Origin of the sequence: Enterobacter cloacae complex sp. I2, assembly GCF_014896205.1 — a bacterium.
Lineage (GTDB): Bacteria > Pseudomonadota > Gammaproteobacteria > Enterobacterales > Enterobacteriaceae > Enterobacter > Enterobacter quasihormaechei.
Genome location: NZ_JADBRA010000006.1, coordinates 154,328 through 171,897, shown reverse-complemented (window position 1 = coordinate 171,897; position 17,570 = coordinate 154,328). Strand labels below are relative to the sequence as shown.

Below are 17,570 nucleotides of genomic sequence, written 5' to 3'. Positions count from 1 at the left end.
ATGACCATGCCAACCTCACAATGTCCGTGGCGGATGCAGGTGCATCACATCCATCAGGAGACGCCGGATGTGTGGACGCTGTCGCTGCTGTGCCATGACTACTACCCGTACCGCGCGGGTCAGTATGCGCTGGTCAGCGTCCGCAATTCAGCGGACACCCTGCGCGCCTACACGATCTCCTCAACGCCGGGCGTGAGCGAATACATTACGCTCACCGTCCGCCGCATTGATGACGGTGCAGGCTCCCAGTGGCTGACCCGTGACGTGAAGCGCGGGGATTATATCTGGCTGTCTGACGCGCAGGGCGAGTTCACCTGTGACGATAAGACGGAAGATAAATTCCTGCTGCTGGCGGCGGGCTGTGGCGTGACGCCGATTATGTCCATGCGTCGCTGGCTGGCGAAATACCGTCCGCAGGCCGACGTGCAGGCGATCTTCAGCGTGCGCTCCCCGGAAGATGTGATTTTTGCCGAAGAATGGCGCAACTATCCGGTGACGCTGGTCGCGGAGAACAATGCTACGCACGGGTTTATCGCGGGCCGCCTGAGCCGCGAGCTGCTGCAAAGCGTGCCGGACATTGCGAACCGTACCGTGATGACCTGCGGCCCGGCGCCGTACATGGAGAGTGTAGAGAAAGAAGTGAAAGCGCTGGGCGTGACCCGCTTCTTCAAAGAGCAGTTCTTCACGCCCGTGGCGGCAGCGGCAACCAGCGGGATGAAGTTCACGAAGCTGCAACCGGCGCAGACCTTCTTTGGCCGCGTGGGCACCACGCTGCTTGAAGCGCTGGAAAGCAACAACGTGCCGGTAGCGGCAGCCTGCCGTGCTGGGGTGTGCGGATGCTGCAAGACTAAAGTGGTTTCCGGTGAGTACACCGTCACCAGCACCATGACGCTGACCGACGCGGAAATTGCAGAAGGTTACGTGCTGGCATGCTCGTGTCACCCGCAGGGGGATTTGGTGCTTGCATAAACGGTAACCGTTAACGCCACCGGGCTTTTAGCCGGTCCAGCTCATCTGTCTCTGTAACCCTTGTAGGCCCGGTAAGCGTCAGCGCCACCGGGCTTTTTTGCCGGGTGGCACTGCGTTTACCCGGCCTACGTTGGGCCTGCCGCCTGTAAGGCAAGTCGTAACAAGAGTTTGCCGGGTTCGCCACACGCATTCCATTGCCGTGAAAGCCATCGTTAAATGAAGGTTGTTGCACAGGCAATACAGTCACTTTCTTCTAAGCTTGTAAGCGATATCACATAAAGGAGAAGGACAACCATGAAACAAACCGTGGCTGCATACATAGCGAAAACCCTTGAGCAGGCTGGCGTAAAGCGTATCTGGGGCGTCACCGGCGATTCGCTGAACGGACTCAGCGACAGCCTTAACAAGATGAAGACCATAGAATGGATGCCCACCCGCCATGAAGAGGTCGCCGCCTTTGCCGCGGGAGCCGAAGCGCAGCTCACGGGCGAACTCGCCGTCTGTGCCGGCTCCTGCGGGCCAGGAAACCTTCACCTTATCAACGGTCTTTTCGACTGTCACCGCAACCATGTGCCGGTGCTGGCGATTGCCGCACACATTCCATCATCCGAAATCGGCAGCGGCTATTTTCAGGAGACGCATCCCCAGGAGCTGTTCCGTGAATGCAGCCACTACTGCGAACTGGTCTCCTCGCCGGAGCAGATCCCGCAGGTGCTGGCGATAGCCATGCGTAAGGCGGTCCTGAATCGTGGGGTTTCTGTGGTCGTCCTGCCGGGCGACGTGGCGCTGAAGGCCGCACCTGAAACCGCCACCACCCACTGGTACTCGGCGCCGCAGCCGACCGTCACCCCCGCTGAAGAAGAGCTGAAAAAGCTGGCGCAGCTGCTGCGATACTCCAGCAATATCGCCCTGATGTGCGGCAGCGGCTGTGCCGGTGCGCATAATGAGCTGGTGGAATTTGCCGCTAAGCTGAAGGCGCCAATCGTCCACGCCCTGCGCGGGAAAGAGCACGTTGAGTACGATAACCCGTACGACGTCGGCATGACCGGGCTGATCGGTTTTTCCAGCGGCTTCCATACCATGATGAACGCCGACACGCTGATCCTGCTCGGCACCCAGTTCCCGTACCGCGCGTTCTACCCAACGGACGCCAAAATTATTCAGATCGACATCAACCCTGGCAGTATCGGCGCGCACAGCAAGGTGGATATGGCGCTTATCGGCGATATTAAATCTACCCTCGCCGCCCTGCTGCCGCTGCTGGAAGAGAAAACGGACCGCAAATTCCTCGATAAAGCCCTGAGCGATTATCGCGATGCGCGCAAGGGGCTGGACGACCTCGCCAAACCGAGCGAGAAAGCCATTCACCCGCAGTATCTGGCGCAGCAGATCAGTCATTTCGCCGACGACGATGCCATTTTCACCTGCGACGTGGGTACACCCACCGTCTGGGCCGCACGCTACCTGAAGATGAACGGTAAGCGTCGCCTGCTTGGCTCGTTCAACCACGGCTCGATGGCGAACGCCATGCCGCAGGCGCTGGGCGCAAAAGCGACGGCACCTGAACGTCAGGTGGTAGCGATGTGCGGCGACGGCGGCTTCAGCATGCTGATGGGGGATTTCCTGTCGGTAGCGCAGATGAAGCTTCCGCTGAAAATCGTTGTCTTTAACAACAGCGTGCTGGGCTTCGTGGCGATGGAGATGAAGGCCGGAGGCTACCTCACGGACGGTACCGAGCTACACGACACCAATTTCGCCCGCATTGCCGAAGCCTGCGGCATCACCGGCATTCGGGTGGAGAAAGCCTCTGAGGTGGACGATGCCCTGCAACGCGCCTTCTCCATCGACGGCCCGGTGCTGGTGGATGTGGTGGTGGCCAAAGAAGAGCTGGCGATCCCGCCGCAAATCAAGCTGGAACAGGCCAAAGGTTTCAGCCTCTACATGCTGCGCGCTATCATCAGCGGGCGCGGTGACGAGGTGATCGAACTGGCAAAAACCAACTGGCTCAGGTAAAACATTTCACATGACCTCTTAAAGTAAAGGGATGTGAAATGATTGATTTACGTAGTGATACCGTTACCCGCCCGGGTCGCGCCATGCTCGAAGAGATGATGGCCGCCCCGGTCGGGGACGACGTCTACGGCGATGACCCGACGGTCAACGAACTGCAACGCTATGCCGCCGAACTTGGCGGCAAAGAGGCCGCCCTGTTCCTGCCCACCGGCACCCAGGCTAACCTGGTGGCGCTGCTCAGCCACTGCGAGCGCGGAGAAGAGTATATTGTCGGCCAGGGCGCGCATAACTACCTGTACGAAGCCGGCGGCGCGGCGGTGCTTGGCAGCATCCAGCCGCAGCCGATCGATGCCGCGCCGGACGGCACGCTGCCGCTGGATAAGGTCGCGGCGAAAATCAAAGCCGACGATATTCACTTCGCCCGCACAAAGCTGCTCAGTCTGGAAAATACCCACAACGGCAAGGTCCTGCCGCGCGAATACCTGAAAGCAGCGTGGGAATTCACTCGCGAGCGCAACCTCGGCCTGCACGTGGACGGCGCGCGCATCTTTAACGCCGTGGTGGAGTATGGCTGCGAGCTGAAGGACATCACTCAAAATTGCGACTCCTTCACCATCTGCCTCTCAAAAGGGCTGGGTACGCCGGTGGGTTCGCTGCTGGTCGGCAGCGCAGACTACATCAAGCGCGCCAACCGCTGGCGCAAAATGACCGGCGGCGGGATGCGTCAGGCGGGGATCCTGGCGGCTGCCGGACTGTACGCGCTGAAAAATAACGTGGCGCGCCTGAAAGACGATCACGACAATGCTGCGTGGATGGCGGCACAGCTGAGCGAGATCGGCGCTGACGTAATGCGTCACGACACCAACATGCTGTTTGTCCGCGTCGGCGATGAACACGCTGCGCTGGGCGAATTTATGAAAGCGCGCGGCGTGCTGATCAACGCCTCCCCGGTTGTGCGTCTGGTGATGCATCTTGACGTTAACCGCGAACAGTTAACTGACGTGGTGAAACACTGGCAGGCGTTTTTACAGCGTTAAGGAGCATACCGTGCCGCAACGTATTCTGGTGCTCGGTGCCAGCGGGTATATCGGTCAGCATCTGACCACTGCGTTAAGCCAGCAGGGGCATCAGGTGCTGGCAGCGGCACGCAACACTGAGCGCCTGCAAAAGCGCCATTTGCCTGGCGTAACCTGTCACCACCTTGACCTTAGCTGGCCGAAGACGCTTCCCGCGCTGCTGGAAGGGGTGGACACGCTTTACTACCTGGTGCACAGCATGGGCGAAGGCGGGGATTTTATCGCCCACGAGCGTCAGGTGGCGATGAACGTCCGCGACGCGCTGCTGCAAACGCCGGTGAAGCAGGTGATTTTTTTAAGCTCGCTCCAGGCCCCTGAGATCGAGCAATCCGATCACCTGCGCGCCCGCCAGCTGACGGCGGACACGCTGCGCGGCGCGAATATTCCCGTTACCGAGCTGCGGGCCGGGATCATCGTCGGCGCGGGTTCCGCCGCGTTCGAGGTAATGCGCGATATGGTCTATAACCTGCCGGTGCTGACGCCGCCGCGTTGGGTACGCTCGCGCACCACGCCCATTGCGCTGGAGAATTTGCTCCACTATCTGGTGGCATTGCTGGATCACCCGGCGGAGCAACACCGCGTGCTGGAGGCGGCAGGCCCGGAGGTGCTGAGCTATCAGGAGCAGTTCGAACATTTTATGCGGGTGAGCGGCCGCAAACGCTGGCTGGTGCCCATCCCCTTCCCGACCCGCTGGATCTCGGTGTGGTTTTTAAACGTCATTACCTCTGTTCCTCCGACAACCGCGAAGGCGCTGATCCAGGGACTGAAGCACGATCTGCTGGCGGACGATCGCGCGCTGCGGGCCTTGATCCCGCAGGAACTGATCCGCTTTGACGACGCGGTGCGCAATACGCTGAAAGAAGAAGAGAAGCTGGTGAACTCCAGCGACTGGGGCTACGACGCGCAGGCCTTTGCCCGCTGGCGACCCGAGTACGGCTATTACCCGAAACAGGCGGGCTGTACGGTAAAAACCTCGGCCAGTCTTAGCGCGCTGTGGGACGTTGTGAACCAGATCGGCGGCAAAGAGCGCTATTTCTTCGGCAATATCCTCTGGCAGACGCGCGGGGCGCTGGATCTGCTGGTGGGTCACCGGCTGGCAAAAGGCCGCCCTGCCGCCCCGTATCTGAACGTGGGCGATACGGTCGACAGCTGGAAGGTGATCATCGTTGAGCCAGAAAAACAGCTGGCGCTGCTGTTTGGCATGAAGGCGCCGGGGCTGGGGCGGCTCTGCTTCACCCTTAAGGACCACGGCGACCACCGTGAACTGGACGTTCGGGCGTGGTGGCACCCGCACGGCATGCCGGGCCTGTTCTACTGGCTGCTGATGATCCCGGCACACCTGTTTATCTTCCGTGGAATGGCGAAACGGATTGCGCAACTGGCAGAAGAAAAGCGAGAAGGTAAGTAAATAAAACCCTTTTTCTTTCACCTTTCCCATTGCAACACATCGTAATTCACGAAAGAATGCGCACGAAATTCTTTTCAACACAGTGGATTGTTATGAAGGTACTGGTTACCGGGGCGACCAGCGGCTTAGGCCGAAATGCGGTCGAATTTCTGCGCAACAAAGGCATCAGCGTCAGGGCCACCGGTCGCAACGAGGCGATGGGCAAGCTCCTGCAAAAAATGGGCGCTGAATTTGTCCATGCCGACCTGACGGAGCTGGTCTCCTCTCAGGCTAAGGTGATGCTCGCCGGTATCGATACGCTGTGGCACTGCTCCAGTTTTACCTCCCCGTGGGGGACCCAGGAAGCCTTCGATCTCGCGAACGTGCGCGCCACGCGCCGTCTGGGCGAATGGGCCGTCGCCTGGGGCGTGCGTAACTTTATTCATATCTCCTCCCCGTCGCTCTATTTTGACTACCACCACCACCGCGATATTCAGGAAGATTTCCGCCCGGCGCGCTTCGCCTGTGAGTTTGCCCGCAGCAAAGCGGCTGGCGAAGAGGTGATCGACCTGCTGGCCCAGTCAAACCCGCACACCCGCTTTACCGTGCTGCGTCCGCAGAGCCTGTTCGGGCCGCACGACAAAGTATTCATCCCGCGGCTGGCCCAGATGATGCACCACTACGGCAGCGTGCTGTTACCGCGCGGCGGCGATGCGCTGGTGGACATGACCTATTACGAGAACGCCGTTCACGCCATGTGGCTGGCGAGCCAGCCGGACTGCGATACGCTGGTGTCGGGCCGCGCGTATAACATCACCAACGGCGAACCCTGCACCCTGCGCAGCATTGTGCAAAGGCTGATTGACGAGCTGAAAATCGACTGCCGCATTCGTTCCGTGCCTTACCCGATGCTGGACATGATCGCCCGCAGCATGGAGCGCTTTGGCAGTAAATCGGCGAAGGAGCCTGCGCTGACCCATTACGGCGTGTCGAAGCTCAACTTTGATTTTACGCTGGACATCTCACGCGCGGAGAACGAGCTGGGGTACAAGCCGATTGTATCGCTGGATGAAGGGATTGTGCGTACGGCGGCGTGGTTACGGGATCACGGGAAGTTGCACCGCTAGCCTTTTTGCCCGGTGGCGGCTTCGCCTTACCGGGCCTACAACTGCACCGTACTGTCCCCTCGCCCCTTTGGGGAGAGGGTTAGGGTGAGGGGAAAGAGCAAATACAAAAACGGCAACCCGAGGGTTGCCGTTTGCTTTTACAGCGCCGTCCAGGCATCTGCCCATGCCAGGCCTGCGCCCGGTTCATAGTACGACGGGGCACTGTTACACCAGCCGCTGTACGGGAACGGTTTGCACTGGAACAGCTTACCGTGGTTGTTCACGATATCACCTGCGTTGTACTTGCTGTTCGCGCTCCACGCCGGGTACGACGTGTCTTCTTCGGATGGCGTAGACGCTTTCGCCTTCACGTTCAGCAGGTAAGTCGTGGTGCTGCTCAGCTCGCCGTCGCTGACGGTCAGGCTCACTTCATACTGCTGCGCCGTTGCAGACTCCGGTGCAGTGAAGGTCACTACCGCTTTGTCTTCGCCAGCCACGGTCTGACCGTCCTGAGCACGCCAGGTATAGGTCAGCGTGTTGCCGTCTGCGTCGGTAGAGCCTTCAGCGCTCAGCGAAACCTGCGCGCCCGCTTCAACGGCACCGATTGGGCCCGCAATCTGCGCAACCGGCGCGTGGTTCACCACGACAGGCTCTGCTGGTGTTTCATCCGGAACAGGCGCTGGCGCAGGGGCCGGCGTTTCGTCCTCGGCTGGCGTCGGAGCTGGCGTTGGCGCTGGGGTCACCGGCGTGTCGGCAGACCCGTCATCGTTCACGATATTCACCTTGTAGTTCTTCTGCACGCACTTGGTGTAGTCACCGTCTTTAAACGCGCTGAACGGCGTCTGGTAGCCCACCAGCTGGCACGCGTAGGTCGAACCGTTTGGCGTATCCGCACTCCATCCCCAGTCCTGCTCCCAGTAAATCTTCAGCGCGCCCGCACCGTACTCGTCGAACTGCTTCATGTTGGCGCAGCCCAGCACTTCGTTTGCCGGAACCGGTACTTTCAGGTAATTGGCGAACTCTTTGTAGTACTTAATACGGTTCTGAGACTGGGCAATCTCGGTTGGACCGCCGCACTCAACGCCGCCGTTAATGATCTGGGTGGTGACGCCGAAGCCCGGCACCAGGCCGTTGGCTTTATCGTGATCGTTCGGCTGCCACGTTCCGTCGATAACCTGCAACATGCTTGGTTTTGGCGGCTGCGGGTAGGCGAAGAAGAAGATCGCGCTCGCCAGGTTCAGCCAGGTGTCCGCCACCAGCTCAGGCTTGTCGAGCAGGGTACGCACGTCGCCGTACATCGCTTCGGAGAACGGACCGTAGTTGTAGTTGTAGGACAGCTGCTTGGCGCCGCGACCGAAGTAGCTCAGGAAGTCGCCGTCTTTATCTTTACCGCACGGCCAGGTCTGCCCCTGCCAGACGTCCGGGTTACACTCGCCGTTATAGCCGCCCTTCTGCCCTTCGCTCCAGCCCATTTCGCGCACGTGAACCAGCGCCTGACGCCATTCGGCTTCCGGACGCCAGCTTTCGTGGCCGCCGGTTTCCTGGGCAAAGTGGGCAAACATGGTGGCCAGCTCTTTACGGCAGATGGCGTCGCTGTCACGACCGTCGTCGTAGGTCTTACACAGCGCCGGGAATTTACCCACGGCCTTCAGGAAGTTGCTGTAGGTATAGGCCTGAGCGCGCAGCGGGAAGAGATATTCCCAGTCGCTGGCTTTCACAATCCCTTCAACGCGCTTAACGTTTTCCGGGTTTGCCGCGCGGCCTGGCTCAATCATTTCAACCTGCGCGTTATCCAGCGTCCTGATGGTCTCCTTAACCGACGTCATGAGCGGGAAATCGGTTAATTCTTTTTCTTTCTTCGCCAGATCGCTGGCTTTCATGGTGTACGGCTCACTGCTGGTTTCCTTCAGATTTGCAGCCTGGGCCATCAATGGCGCCACGCAGGCTCCCGCAATGAGTACACTCAATAACGTCCTTTTGTTCATTTCAGTATTCCTGTTTATTCAGATTAAACGTTAAAATCCCGGCTTAGGTATTATTTCGTTAATACATAAACCACATTCAGCTGTTTTCACTTTTCGAAGAACACCTTCAGGAATTCTTCAAAAATAAAAAACGTTAATACCGTGCTGCTAATTTCAGTTGCTGGTATTTCGCCCAGACCTTATGGGCATATTTCATGCGCTGTGGATAATTCTCTTTCTTTAACCCGGCGTTATAGGCGCCTACGGCCTCCCAGTTATAGCCATACACTTTAATCATGCCGGAGAGAATCGAGGCGCCCACCATGATGGACGTACACGGCTCCGTCATTAAGCGATATTCATCGATGCCCCGGCTTTCCAGCGCGGTAAAATGCGTGCTGTTAATTTGCATCAGTCCAACATCACGCGTGCCGTCGCGGTTTTGTCCAACCGCATACGGATTCATTCCAGATTCCACATTGGCGATGGCATACAATAAATAAGGATCGACATGATAATAATGCGCCGCTTTATCCCAACAGTTCGCCAGTGCGCTTTGGCTTATTATTAACAATAACAAAATGAGCTTTTTCATTTTTACCTGCTGACAGTATCGGTTATTTCTCCTTACCCACATCCTGTAAAATGAATTTAAATCGCTCACCGCACCGTGACGGGCGCGGTGAGCGTTTATCGGGTCAGATTATTTGCAGTCTGGTGCTGCGCCTTCTTTCACCCATACATCGCTGTTCGCAGGGTTATCACCGCGGGTCCACCATTTCGCACGATAAACATTGCCCTCGTACGTGGTGGTTTCGCCGCCGTTATAGACCACATCGGAACGCCAGTTGAATTTCACCTGGCTGACCAGCTCCCACGCTTCTGCGCCGAAGCCAGGCTGGTTGCCCTGAGTCCAGTACTTCGCTTTCCATACCAGGTTGTCGAAGCTCACGATGTCGCCACCGTTGTAGACCTTGCTGGATTCCCAAACCGCATGCTGGCTGGCCGCCGGATCAACTGGCGCATCACAGCTGCCGGTTGCCGGAGTAGTGCCTTCGTCAGACGGAGTATTCCCTTCGTCAGACGGCACGTTACCTTCGTCGGCCGGGGTGGTGTCTTCGTCCACAGGCGCCGGGGCCGGTGCTGCTTTCGGGTTCACCGTTACCTGCACGTTAGACTGCACGCTGGTTTTGCCGTCGGTGACCACAACGCTCAGGGTGTAGGAAGAGGTGTTGTTGACCTCTGGCGCAGTAATGCGAACGTTGGCGGTATTCGTCCCCGTTGCGTTCATATCTGCCGGTACGCTCCAGCTGTAGGTCAGCGCGTCGCCGTCTGGATCGGTCGCCTGTGCATGCAGGGAAATCGCTTCACCGGATTCCACGGTCACGGCGTCCATGGCATTGATTACTGGCGCCTGGTTCGCTTTCGGCGCTTTGTTCACAACCTGCACGTCGATCGCGTTGCTCAGGCCTTTCGCGTCGGTCACGGTCAGGCGGAACACCAGGTTCTGATCGCTGGTCACAGCCGGTACGCTGAAGCTGGCTTTCGCTTTGGTGCTGTTCGCCAGGGTCACGGTAGCGCCGGAAACCTGCGTCCATTTGTAGGTCAGCGCATCGCCGTCCTGGTCGCTGGAGGCTGAACCGTCGAGCGTGACCGTCGCCGGGCCTGTTACCGTCATGTCGGTAGCAGACGCGACAGGCGCATGGTTGGTTACCACCGGCTCAACTGGCGTAGAGCTGCCGCCCAGCAGGCTTTCATTCATGGCGTTCAGGATGTCGCCGTTATCGGATTCGATAGACCACGCGAACAGGCCGCCCAGGTTTTTGTTCAGTACGTATTTGCCCTTCGCGTTCACGGAACGGGCGTTATCGTAGGTCACCAGCTCGCCGGTAGACTTGTTGAACACGTACGGCGCTTCTGCCGCTTCGTCGTATTTGTACTCCCAGCCCGGTTTGCCCAGCATCTGGTTCACAATCTGACGGTAGTCAACGATGCCGTTTTCCCACGTGCCTTTGACCGGGCCGGTGGCGGTGCCGGTGAACGGATTGTCGCCGGTGTAGCCGTGAACGCCGGTCCAGCCGCGTCCGTACATGCCTGCGCCAACCACGATCTTGCCTGGCTGAACGCCCTGCTCGAGCATCGCTTTCACTGCGTTATCAGTGGTGTAGTTGGTGTCTGGTTTCCAGGACGCACCGTACAGCGCGGTCTGGTGGCCGAGGTCGGTATTGCTCCAAGCGCCGTAGAAGTCGTAGCTCATCAGGAAGATGTGGTCGATGTACTGCTGCGCGGTGTTGTAGTCCACGTCTTCGATCTTATCTTTGCCTGCACCGATAGCGGTGGTCAGCTCGTAGGTACGGCCAGTTTCCGCAGACAGTTCGTTCAGCATCTGGCGCAGGTCGTGCATCAGCGCGGTGTAAGTCGCTTTATCGGTCTGCGGGTTACCCAGTTTAGCGTTTTCACCGCCGCCGCCCGGGAACTCCCAGTCGATATCCACGCCGTCGAACACTTTCCAGGTGGTCAGGAAGTCTTTCACGGACGCAACGAAGCGGTCGCGCAGCACTTTATTATCCATCTGATAGAACGGGTCGGACAGGGTCCAGCCGCCGACGGATGGCAGAATTTTCAGATCCGGATGGGCTTTTTTCATCGCCATCAGCTGACCGTAGTTGCCTTTGTACGGTTCATCCCAGCCGGTCACACCCTGCTGAGGTTTCTGCAACGCCGCCCACGGATCGTGGATCGCCACGGTGTAGTCCTGACGGCCCTGGCAGGCGCGCTTCAGAGATTCCAGCGCGCCGGAGGATTTGGCGCTGTCGTTAATGCCGTCGCCGCCGCAGATTGGAATGAAGCCGTACAGCAGGTGGTTGATGTTCGCCGCCGGAATTTTGTCAGCAGAGAAGTTACGGTCGTACACGCCCCACTCGGGGAAGTAAGCACCAACCACTTTATCAGTGTGCTGCGCGAACGCTTTGTTGTTTTCCAGCAGCGGGGTGTTGAGCGGCAGCAGGTGGCTACCGTCGGTGTCCGCCACGATGATCAGCTTGCTGGCGCTCTTGGTGCAGCCGCTGTCGTTACACAGCTCGACCTGTTCCTGATAGCGTCCGCCTTTTTTCACTTTGAACGTCGCAGAGCCGGCGGTGCTGCCCGCTCCGGTCCAGACGGTCTGGCCGTCCAGCAGCACTTTTGCTGACGTAGGGGCGTCGCCGCTCCACACGTTCCACTCAACCTTCACGTCAACGCCATCTTTGTGGACTTTGATGAGGTTGTTGTAGTCCTGTGCCGCCTGATCCACCTCTACCAGCGCAAACTTATCGTTGCCTGATGTAATTGACGGTGTACCCGGTGCCGCTGCAAATACCGAGCTCGTTGCGGCTGCAACAAAAAGCGCCAGATATTTAGGCTTCATAAATTTCATTTTTATTTCCTGATAAATTTATTCGTAACGTAATAATCCATGTCTTCCGTGAGATCATGGATGCGCTTCGCATAATGCGTATTTAACCAACCTGAATGCCGTGAAAAAAAGCTTTTTACTGCGTTGTATTCCTCCATAAAAAGATACAAGCCTGAATTCCGTCTAGCTTATATCCCTTACGATACACCGGGCGTAAAGAGACGTCCTTCTCTTCCACCGTCAAAAAAATTTATAAAATAACTTGACCGCTATATTTAAAATGTGGAAACCAGTTGCTGGCTGATAAACACAGTTATTCCAGCAAAGGCGAGATACGGTCCGAAAGAAATAGTGAGGTTATTTTTATTTACATTATTCAGGACGAAATAACCGACAATACCGCTTAACGCTGCCGCCAGCTCAATGGTGGGCAGCGCCTGCCAGCCACACCAGGCGCCCAGCGCCGCCAGCAGTTTAAAATCGCCGTGGCCCAGGCCTTCCCGCCCCGTGACCAAACGAAAGGCCCAGTAGAGCAGCCAGAGCGACAGATAGCCCGCTACCGCGCCGAACAGCGCGTCGTGCAACGGCAATTTATGGTCAAAAGTATGGAGCAGGAGACCGGCCCACAGCAGCGGCTGGGTCAGGCAGTCCGGGAGAAGCTGGTGCTGCCAGTCGATCATCGCCAGAGGCAGTAAAAAGAGCGCCAGTAACCACAGGGAAAACATCGCCTGAACGTCCGGCATGCACCAGGCCGTGACGCCAAAAAACAGCGCGGAGAACAATTCGACCAAAAATAACCGCAGCGGGATGGCCGTGCCGCACTGGTGGCAGCGACCCCGTAACAACAGCCAGCTGACCAGGGGGATATTTTCCCATGCAGCCAGCGTGTGCTGGCACACCGGGCAGTGCGAGGCAGGAAAGAGCAGATTGCCGCTCCCCTCCTCGTCCATCATCATCCCCGGCAGGCGCTCGGCCACAACGCCCAGAAAACTGCCCATAATCCCGCCCAGGATCGCACTCATCATCGCGAAACTAACCGGACAGGCCTCCCGCATCAGAGAGACGGTATTCATGCGTTTTTTGCCCAGGTGAGCTGCACCTGCGCTTTCACATCGCTGAGGTGGTCAACCGGCGTGAGGTTTATTTTTTGTAACCTGACGCCGGAGGTCTGATTAATTTCGCGCAGCCAGTTTTTTAATTCATACACATTTACCCGACTCACCACGAACGATAACGTTTGTCCCTCCTGACGCACGTCCGTCAGTGAAAGGTTAATTTCATGGGCGCTTTTCTCAACCACCGTACGTGGATTATCCGTTTTGACTAACTGGACCTGAAGATGATTTTTATTAATTTCACTGCGCATCCAGTTTAGCGTCTCTTTTTGTCGTTTAAGCGTCGATTTACTATTTTGAATCATATTATCCAAAGGGATGACTCCTGCGTAATACACCGCAGCCCCAAGCAGGGCGACGATGCAGAGTTTTAAAATAACTTTCTCCCGGGCGCTGTAATTCTGATAGCGTGATTTCAGCTGCGCGATTCGCTCTTTCATTTATGTTTCCCTGCGATCATGGCGGTATACGGTTCGGTGGTTGAAACAGGCTGTAAGGTAAAATCGAAATTCTCACGGGTCTGATTAACAAACGTTTGCAACGCGGGCTGGTTTTGCGCGCTGACGCTCAGCGTTAGCGTGTTTTGCTGCGCATCGTATTCCAGCAGATCGATTTCCATCGCAGGGACTGACTGCCGGGCGGCGGCCAGCTCGTCCAGCTGAAGGAAGATCCCCTTGCTCTGTTTTTTGACGTTCTGACCAAAGTGATATTTGATGTTGGTCTGGTGACGCATGCTGGGGAAATGGTGCTGATACACCTGGAGGATCTCCTCCTGTATCTGGTTTTCCTGCTGCACCAGCATCCAGGCCATCGCAATGCGCGGCCCCAGCAGCAGGCCAACGGACAGCAGGCCCGCCGCCACCGCTGCGGCTTTCATGCGTTTCGCGACGCGCCCGTTACCGGCCTTGAGGCTGAATTCACCGTGAAGCAGATTCACGCGACAGGCCTGCCACTGCGGCTGGATCAGCACCAGCGGATGCTGCCAGGCATGCTGCACATCAACGGTGACGTTTGCAGGCGCGTCGCCGTAGCACCACACCTCGCCTTCGCCGGCTTTCTGCATCAGCAGCGGCAGCAGGCTGGCCTCCATTTCTGCCGCCACGTGGGGCGATAAGCGCAGCCAGTAGCCATTATCCTGCGCGACCAGCGTGCTGCCGCCTGCCGCCACGGGCAGCAGCCAGGCATCAGGCAGAGCCTGAATCACGCGGAGTCCGGCCTCCTGACAGCGGGCCAGCGCCGCGCGCAGGCGGTCGGCGTCAATGGCCACGGCGTCGACCTCGGCCCCTTTTTTGTGGAGCACCGTCCAGTGGAGGGTATCTACGTCGCCAATCAGCGTCTCTTCCGCCATCCACGAGAAGGCCATCGCCTGAGAAGCCACCTTTTTCGGCAGCGTGAAGTGGCGGAAAATCATGTCGCCGGCGGGCAGCAGGAGACAGACGCGTGCCGCCAGCGGGTGATCGGCCAGCGCCTCCAGGCTGTCGAGCACCTCAACGTGCTCGCTGCCGGACTCACACCACATTATTTTCCCGCCCTCGCGGCTGTCGGGACGAACAAAAAGTACCTGTTTCATAACGTTCTACTTTTCTTATTCAATCATTCGGTAACGGCGCTGCCACGTCACGATCTCGCCGGCTTCGTTATTAATCTGAAGCTGGCTGACCACGCGAAGCGTTAATTCATCGGTATTGCCGCTGTAGTTCACGCGGAAGTACCGGCTGTTTACAGAAAAGCGATCGGCCACCTGGGGGAGATCGTCTTTGACCTGCGGGAAGGTCTGCTCCAGCGCTTTGCTGAACGCCTCCATATTTTCCCAGCCCGATTCAGGCCGCGAATCCAGCAGGCGAACGGCGTCATCCTGCGTGAGTTTTCCGGGGAACATGGCCGCCAGCACGGCGGCCTGTTCCGGTTGCAGGGTGTTCACGTCAACCTTGCTGGCGGCGTCCGGCAGCGCGCACAGCAGCTTGCTCACCTTCGGGTAGGCCGAAGCAGGAAACGCCGGCAGCAGCTTGATTTCCGCGATGCTGCGCATCATCTGGTTTGCCGGTTGCCGCGCGGGCACGACGCCGGCCCACGCGTCGCTTTCGGCGTCCTCTTTCGCCGTTGTACTGTCACCATCGAGATAATCCACCAGCTGGAAATAGACCTCCTCCGCCGTGCTCTGGCTGAGGCCGCTCTCCGTCAGCAGTTGCTCGACACTCTGCTCTTTACGCGGTTTTTCCACCACGCCGGGCGCGCTTTGTCCCTGGGGTGCGGCCTCGGCGGTCAACAGGTTATTGACGTTAAGGCAGTCCTGGGCGTCTTCCACCTGGCTTACGACCGTGTAGTCTTCACCCCGCGTCTCCAGCGGCTGATGCCAGTCGCCGTCCAGCGACAGCGGCTTGCTTTCGCCGCTGGCGTCAGTCTGCAACCGGTCCTTCACCACTTTTTCCTGGGCCTGCATCGCCCAGCGCAGCTGTTGCTGGCTTACCTGATAATGGGTTTTCTGCAAATTTCGGCAGAACTGCTGGCTGATTTTGGCGGCCAGGGCAGACATCATCACCAGTAAAATCAGCACCACCAGCAGGGCAACGCCCTTTTGTTGACGGATCCGGCTCATGGTTTGGCCTCCGGCAAAGGGGCGGCATCCGGGGTCGCCGCCGGCGCGTCGGCGGCTTTCTCAGGCGCTGCGGCAGCGGTCACTTCCGGCATATCGCCCGGCGTGGTAAACACCCAGCGCCAGGTCTCCCCGTTATCCATCGTCAGCGTCGCCTCCACACCGTCCGGCAGATGGGTGGCATCGGGCCAGGACTTCAGCCAGCCCTGACGATAAAACTGCCACCGTAACGCTTTCACCCCGCTGACAATCGGCACGTCGTCGGGCTTCACGTCTGCCGGACCGTCAATCACCGGCCAGACGTCGCGATACAATTGCCCCTCCTCCAGCCGCCAGCGCACGCGCTCCAGCTGGACCGTTCCGCTCACGCCGTTCAGGGTGGTCAGCTCAAGGGCATCGCCCTCCTGACGAAACAGCTCCGGCTCATTGCGCGGGGCCCGCGCCTGGAGCTGGAAAAAATCACGCTCCATCAGACTCCAGGCGCGCTGAAGCTGGTTGAGGCTGGCGGCGCTGGCATCCGTCGCCGAGCTGGTACGCATCGCGCCGTCCAGAATTTGCCAGGCCAGGGTGCTGATCACCGCGAAGATGGTCAGCGCAATCATGATCTCCAGCAGGGTAAACCCGCGCTGGCGTCGCGTTTTTTTCACTTGCTCTCTCCCGGCGGAATGACGTGCAGGGAGATGACCGGCTGGCTCTCGTCGCCTTCCGCATAGACGCGAATGGCGTTCGCCCAGACGTTGTCGGCGGTTTTCACCCGCTGCTTGCGCCAGTTCCAGCTGCGCCCGCCCATGATCTCCGTTCCCTGCTGCTCGGCATCCGGGAAGTCGGTTTTGGTGAGCTGTGCTTCCGCCAGCTGGTTTTCCGCCACCCAACTGGCCTGCAAGGTGTCGGCCAGACCATGGGTAAACCGCACGTTCAGGGAGACCGAGTTCATCAGCGCCAGCGCGGCAGTGGAGAAAATCACCAGGGCAACCATCACCTCCAGCAGCGTCATCCCCTTTTGCTTTTTGTTGTCCTTAGTCATCGTTTTCTACCGATACCGGTGCCGCACCCTGCGACACCACGCGGAAATGGTGCTGTTTGTCGAAACTTTGCAGCGTCAGCGTAAAGCGGCTGATTTCACCGTCCGGTAAAAAGATCACCTGCGGCTCGGACGTCACCGTTGCGGCCAGGCGCTGCGGCGAGAGCGAAACGTGCATCTCCTCGGGGAAATCGCCTTTGGTGGTAATACGTCCGGCGGATAATGGCACCCAGTGACGCTCGCCATTTTTATCGTCGATCGTCACCAGCTGATATTTATCCGTGGTCATCACCAGCCCGACAATATTTCCGTCCATGACCGCACGGTCTGAACCATAATCAACGAGGGCTTTTAATTGCTGGCCAAATATATCCGTACCGCTGCGTGAAGGTATGGTTGACACCACCATCATGGCGCAACTGGCAAATATCACCAGCGCCAGAATAATTTCCAGCAACGTAAAGCCGCGTTGATTTTTCATTATTTCTCGTTCTTATCCAGAGACCAGTTGGTAATGTCATCGGCGGTATTCGCTTCGCCGTCCGGACCGGCGGAGAAGACGTCAACCGCGCCGTGTTCACCCGGGCTAACCAGAATATAATCACCGCCCCACGGATCCTGCGGCAGGCGGCGGATATAGCCGTCCGCGCGGTAGCCGTTCGGGATGGGTGCGATCTCAGGCTTCGTCACCAGCGCCTGCAAGCCCTGCTCTGTGGTCGGATAGCGGTGGTTATCCAGCTTGTACATATCCAGCGAGCCTTCGAGCGCGACAATATCGCTGGTCGCCTTTTGCTCATCCGCTTTTTCTTTATTTCCCATTAAGTTTGGCACCACCATACTCGCCAGAACGCCGAGAATAACAATCACCACCATTAATTCGAGCAAGGTGAAGCCCGCCTGGCGAGCCAGGTTTTTACGTTTTAAAGCCATGA

General features: G+C 58.2%; 16 protein-coding genes. 5 read left to right on the top strand and 11 right to left on the bottom strand.

Going from position 1 to position 17,570, the window contains the following annotated elements; all coding sequences use genetic code 11:
• From hcr to IM300_RS07295, 5 genes are all read left to right on the top strand, one after another.
• The gene (gene hcr, locus IM300_RS07315; RefSeq protein WP_193035925.1) at positions 1-969 is read left to right on the top strand and encodes an NADH oxidoreductase; all 969 of its coding nucleotides are present in this window, start codon (positions 1-3) and stop codon (positions 967-969) included.
• Between the two features lie 294 nt (positions 970-1,263).
• The gene (gene poxB, locus IM300_RS07310) at positions 1,264-2,982 is read left to right on the top strand and encodes a ubiquinone-dependent pyruvate dehydrogenase (protein ID WP_155024272.1); all 1,719 of its coding nucleotides are present in this window, start codon (positions 1,264-1,266) and stop codon (positions 2,980-2,982) included.
• Positions 2,983-3,020: 38 nt separating this feature from the next.
• Positions 3,021-4,019: a low-specificity L-threonine aldolase gene (gene ltaE / locus IM300_RS07305; protein ID WP_193035923.1), complete on the top strand. Its 999-nt coding sequence runs from the start codon at positions 3,021-3,023 to the stop codon at positions 4,017-4,019.
• A gap of 10 nt (positions 4,020-4,029) precedes the next feature.
• Complete coding sequence (locus IM300_RS07300) at positions 4,030-5,466, top strand: SDR family oxidoreductase (protein ID WP_193035921.1); 1,437 nt, start codon at positions 4,030-4,032, stop codon at positions 5,464-5,466.
• 92 nt (positions 5,467-5,558) lie between these two features.
• Positions 5,559-6,572 carry an NAD(P)-dependent oxidoreductase gene (locus tag IM300_RS07295; protein ID WP_063866510.1) on the top strand — a complete coding sequence of 338 codons (1,014 nt, stop codon included), beginning with the start codon at positions 5,559-5,561 and terminating at the stop codon, positions 6,570-6,572.
• A 137-nt stretch (positions 6,573-6,709) separates the two neighbouring features.
• On the opposite strand, the gene IM300_RS07290 is transcribed toward IM300_RS07295, so the two are convergent.
• The 11 genes from IM300_RS07290 to gspG form a co-directional block, all read right to left on the bottom strand.
• Complete coding sequence (locus tag IM300_RS07290; protein ID WP_193035919.1) at positions 6,710-8,536, bottom strand: chitinase; 1,827 nt, start codon at positions 8,534-8,536, stop codon at positions 6,710-6,712.
• Positions 8,537-8,669: 133 nt separating this feature from the next.
• Positions 8,670-9,110: a type III secretion system invasion protein IagB gene (iagB, locus tag IM300_RS07285; RefSeq protein ID WP_063449202.1), complete on the bottom strand. Its 441-nt coding sequence runs from the start codon at positions 9,108-9,110 to the stop codon at positions 8,670-8,672.
• 108 nt (positions 9,111-9,218) lie between these two features.
• Positions 9,219-11,930, bottom strand: a complete 2,712-nt coding sequence (locus tag IM300_RS07280; RefSeq protein ID WP_193035917.1) for a glycosyl hydrolase family 18 protein — start codon at positions 11,928-11,930, stop codon at positions 9,219-9,221.
• Positions 11,931-12,184: 254 nt separating this feature from the next.
• Positions 12,185-12,982 carry an A24 family peptidase gene (locus tag IM300_RS07275; RefSeq protein ID WP_193035915.1) on the bottom strand — a complete coding sequence of 266 codons (798 nt, stop codon included), beginning with the start codon at positions 12,980-12,982 and terminating at the stop codon, positions 12,185-12,187.
• Positions 12,979-13,464, bottom strand: coding sequence for a type II secretion system protein GspM (gene gspM / locus IM300_RS07270; protein ID WP_063866249.1), 486 nt, complete (start codon positions 13,462-13,464; stop codon positions 12,979-12,981). The genes IM300_RS07275 and gspM overlap by 4 nt, the downstream gene beginning before the upstream one ends.
• Positions 13,461-14,594, bottom strand: a complete 1,134-nt coding sequence (gene gspL / locus IM300_RS07265; RefSeq protein ID WP_193035913.1) for a type II secretion system protein GspL — start codon at positions 14,592-14,594, stop codon at positions 13,461-13,463. The genes gspM and gspL overlap by 4 nt, the downstream gene beginning before the upstream one ends.
• 15 nt (positions 14,595-14,609) lie before the next feature.
• Positions 14,610-15,620, bottom strand: a complete 1,011-nt coding sequence (gspK, locus tag IM300_RS07260) for a type II secretion system minor pseudopilin GspK (protein WP_193035911.1) — start codon at positions 15,618-15,620, stop codon at positions 14,610-14,612.
• Complete coding sequence (gene gspJ, locus IM300_RS07255; protein ID WP_193035909.1) at positions 15,617-16,264, bottom strand: type II secretion system minor pseudopilin GspJ; 648 nt, start codon at positions 16,262-16,264, stop codon at positions 15,617-15,619. The genes gspK and gspJ overlap by 4 nt, the downstream gene beginning before the upstream one ends.
• Positions 16,261-16,641 (bottom strand): type II secretion system minor pseudopilin GspI, encoded by a 381-nt coding sequence (gene gspI, locus IM300_RS07250; RefSeq protein ID WP_193035907.1) that lies wholly within the window; start codon positions 16,639-16,641, stop codon positions 16,261-16,263. Before gspI ends, gspJ begins: the two co-directional genes overlap by 4 nt.
• A complete protein-coding gene (gspH, locus tag IM300_RS07245; protein WP_193035905.1) occupies positions 16,634-17,119 on the bottom strand; it encodes a type II secretion system minor pseudopilin GspH in 486 nt (161 codons plus the stop codon). Before gspH ends, gspI begins: the two co-directional genes overlap by 8 nt.
• Entirely contained in the window at positions 17,119-17,568 is a 450-nt protein-coding gene (gene gspG / locus IM300_RS07240; RefSeq protein WP_112792522.1) for a type II secretion system major pseudopilin GspG, read from the bottom strand. The genes gspH and gspG overlap by 1 nt, the downstream gene beginning before the upstream one ends.
• Positions 17,569-17,570 lie beyond the last annotated feature (2 nt).

What these genes read in the sequence shown, in the direction of transcription:
- gspM (WP_063866249.1), bottom strand. Translation starts at nt 13,464, where the DNA reads ATGAAAGAGCGAATCGCGCAGCTGAAATCACGCTATCAGAATTACAGC.
- gspH (WP_193035905.1), bottom strand. Translation starts at nt 17,119, where the DNA reads ATGAAAAATCAACGCGGCTTTACGTTGCTGGAAATTATTCTGGCGCTG.
- gspG (WP_112792522.1), bottom strand. Translation starts at nt 17,568, where the DNA reads ATGGCTTTAAAACGTAAAAACCTGGCTCGCCAGGCGGGCTTCACCTTG.
- gspL (WP_193035913.1), bottom strand. Translation starts at nt 14,594, where the DNA reads ATGAAACAGGTACTTTTTGTTCGTCCCGACAGCCGCGAGGGCGGGAAA.
- IM300_RS07290 (WP_193035919.1), bottom strand. Translation starts at nt 8,536, where the DNA reads ATGAACAAAAGGACGTTATTGAGTGTACTCATTGCGGGAGCCTGCGTG.
- IM300_RS07295 (WP_063866510.1), top strand. Translation starts at nt 5,559, where the DNA reads ATGAAGGTACTGGTTACCGGGGCGACCAGCGGCTTAGGCCGAAATGCG.
- IM300_RS07280 (WP_193035917.1), bottom strand. Translation starts at nt 11,930, where the DNA reads ATGAAATTTATGAAGCCTAAATATCTGGCGCTTTTTGTTGCAGCCGCA.
- iagB (WP_063449202.1), bottom strand. Translation starts at nt 9,110, where the DNA reads ATGAAAAAGCTCATTTTGTTATTGTTAATAATAAGCCAAAGCGCACTG.
- gspI (WP_193035907.1), bottom strand. Translation starts at nt 16,641, where the DNA reads ATGACTAAGGACAACAAAAAGCAAAAGGGGATGACGCTGCTGGAGGTG.
- poxB (WP_155024272.1), top strand. Translation starts at nt 1,264, where the DNA reads ATGAAACAAACCGTGGCTGCATACATAGCGAAAACCCTTGAGCAGGCT.
- IM300_RS07275 (WP_193035915.1), bottom strand. Translation starts at nt 12,982, where the DNA reads ATGAATACCGTCTCTCTGATGCGGGAGGCCTGTCCGGTTAGTTTCGCG.
- hcr (WP_193035925.1), top strand. Translation starts at nt 1, where the DNA reads ATGACCATGCCAACCTCACAATGTCCGTGGCGGATGCAGGTGCATCAC.
- ltaE (WP_193035923.1), top strand. Translation starts at nt 3,021, where the DNA reads ATGATTGATTTACGTAGTGATACCGTTACCCGCCCGGGTCGCGCCATG.
- gspK (WP_193035911.1), bottom strand. Translation starts at nt 15,620, where the DNA reads ATGAGCCGGATCCGTCAACAAAAGGGCGTTGCCCTGCTGGTGGTGCTG.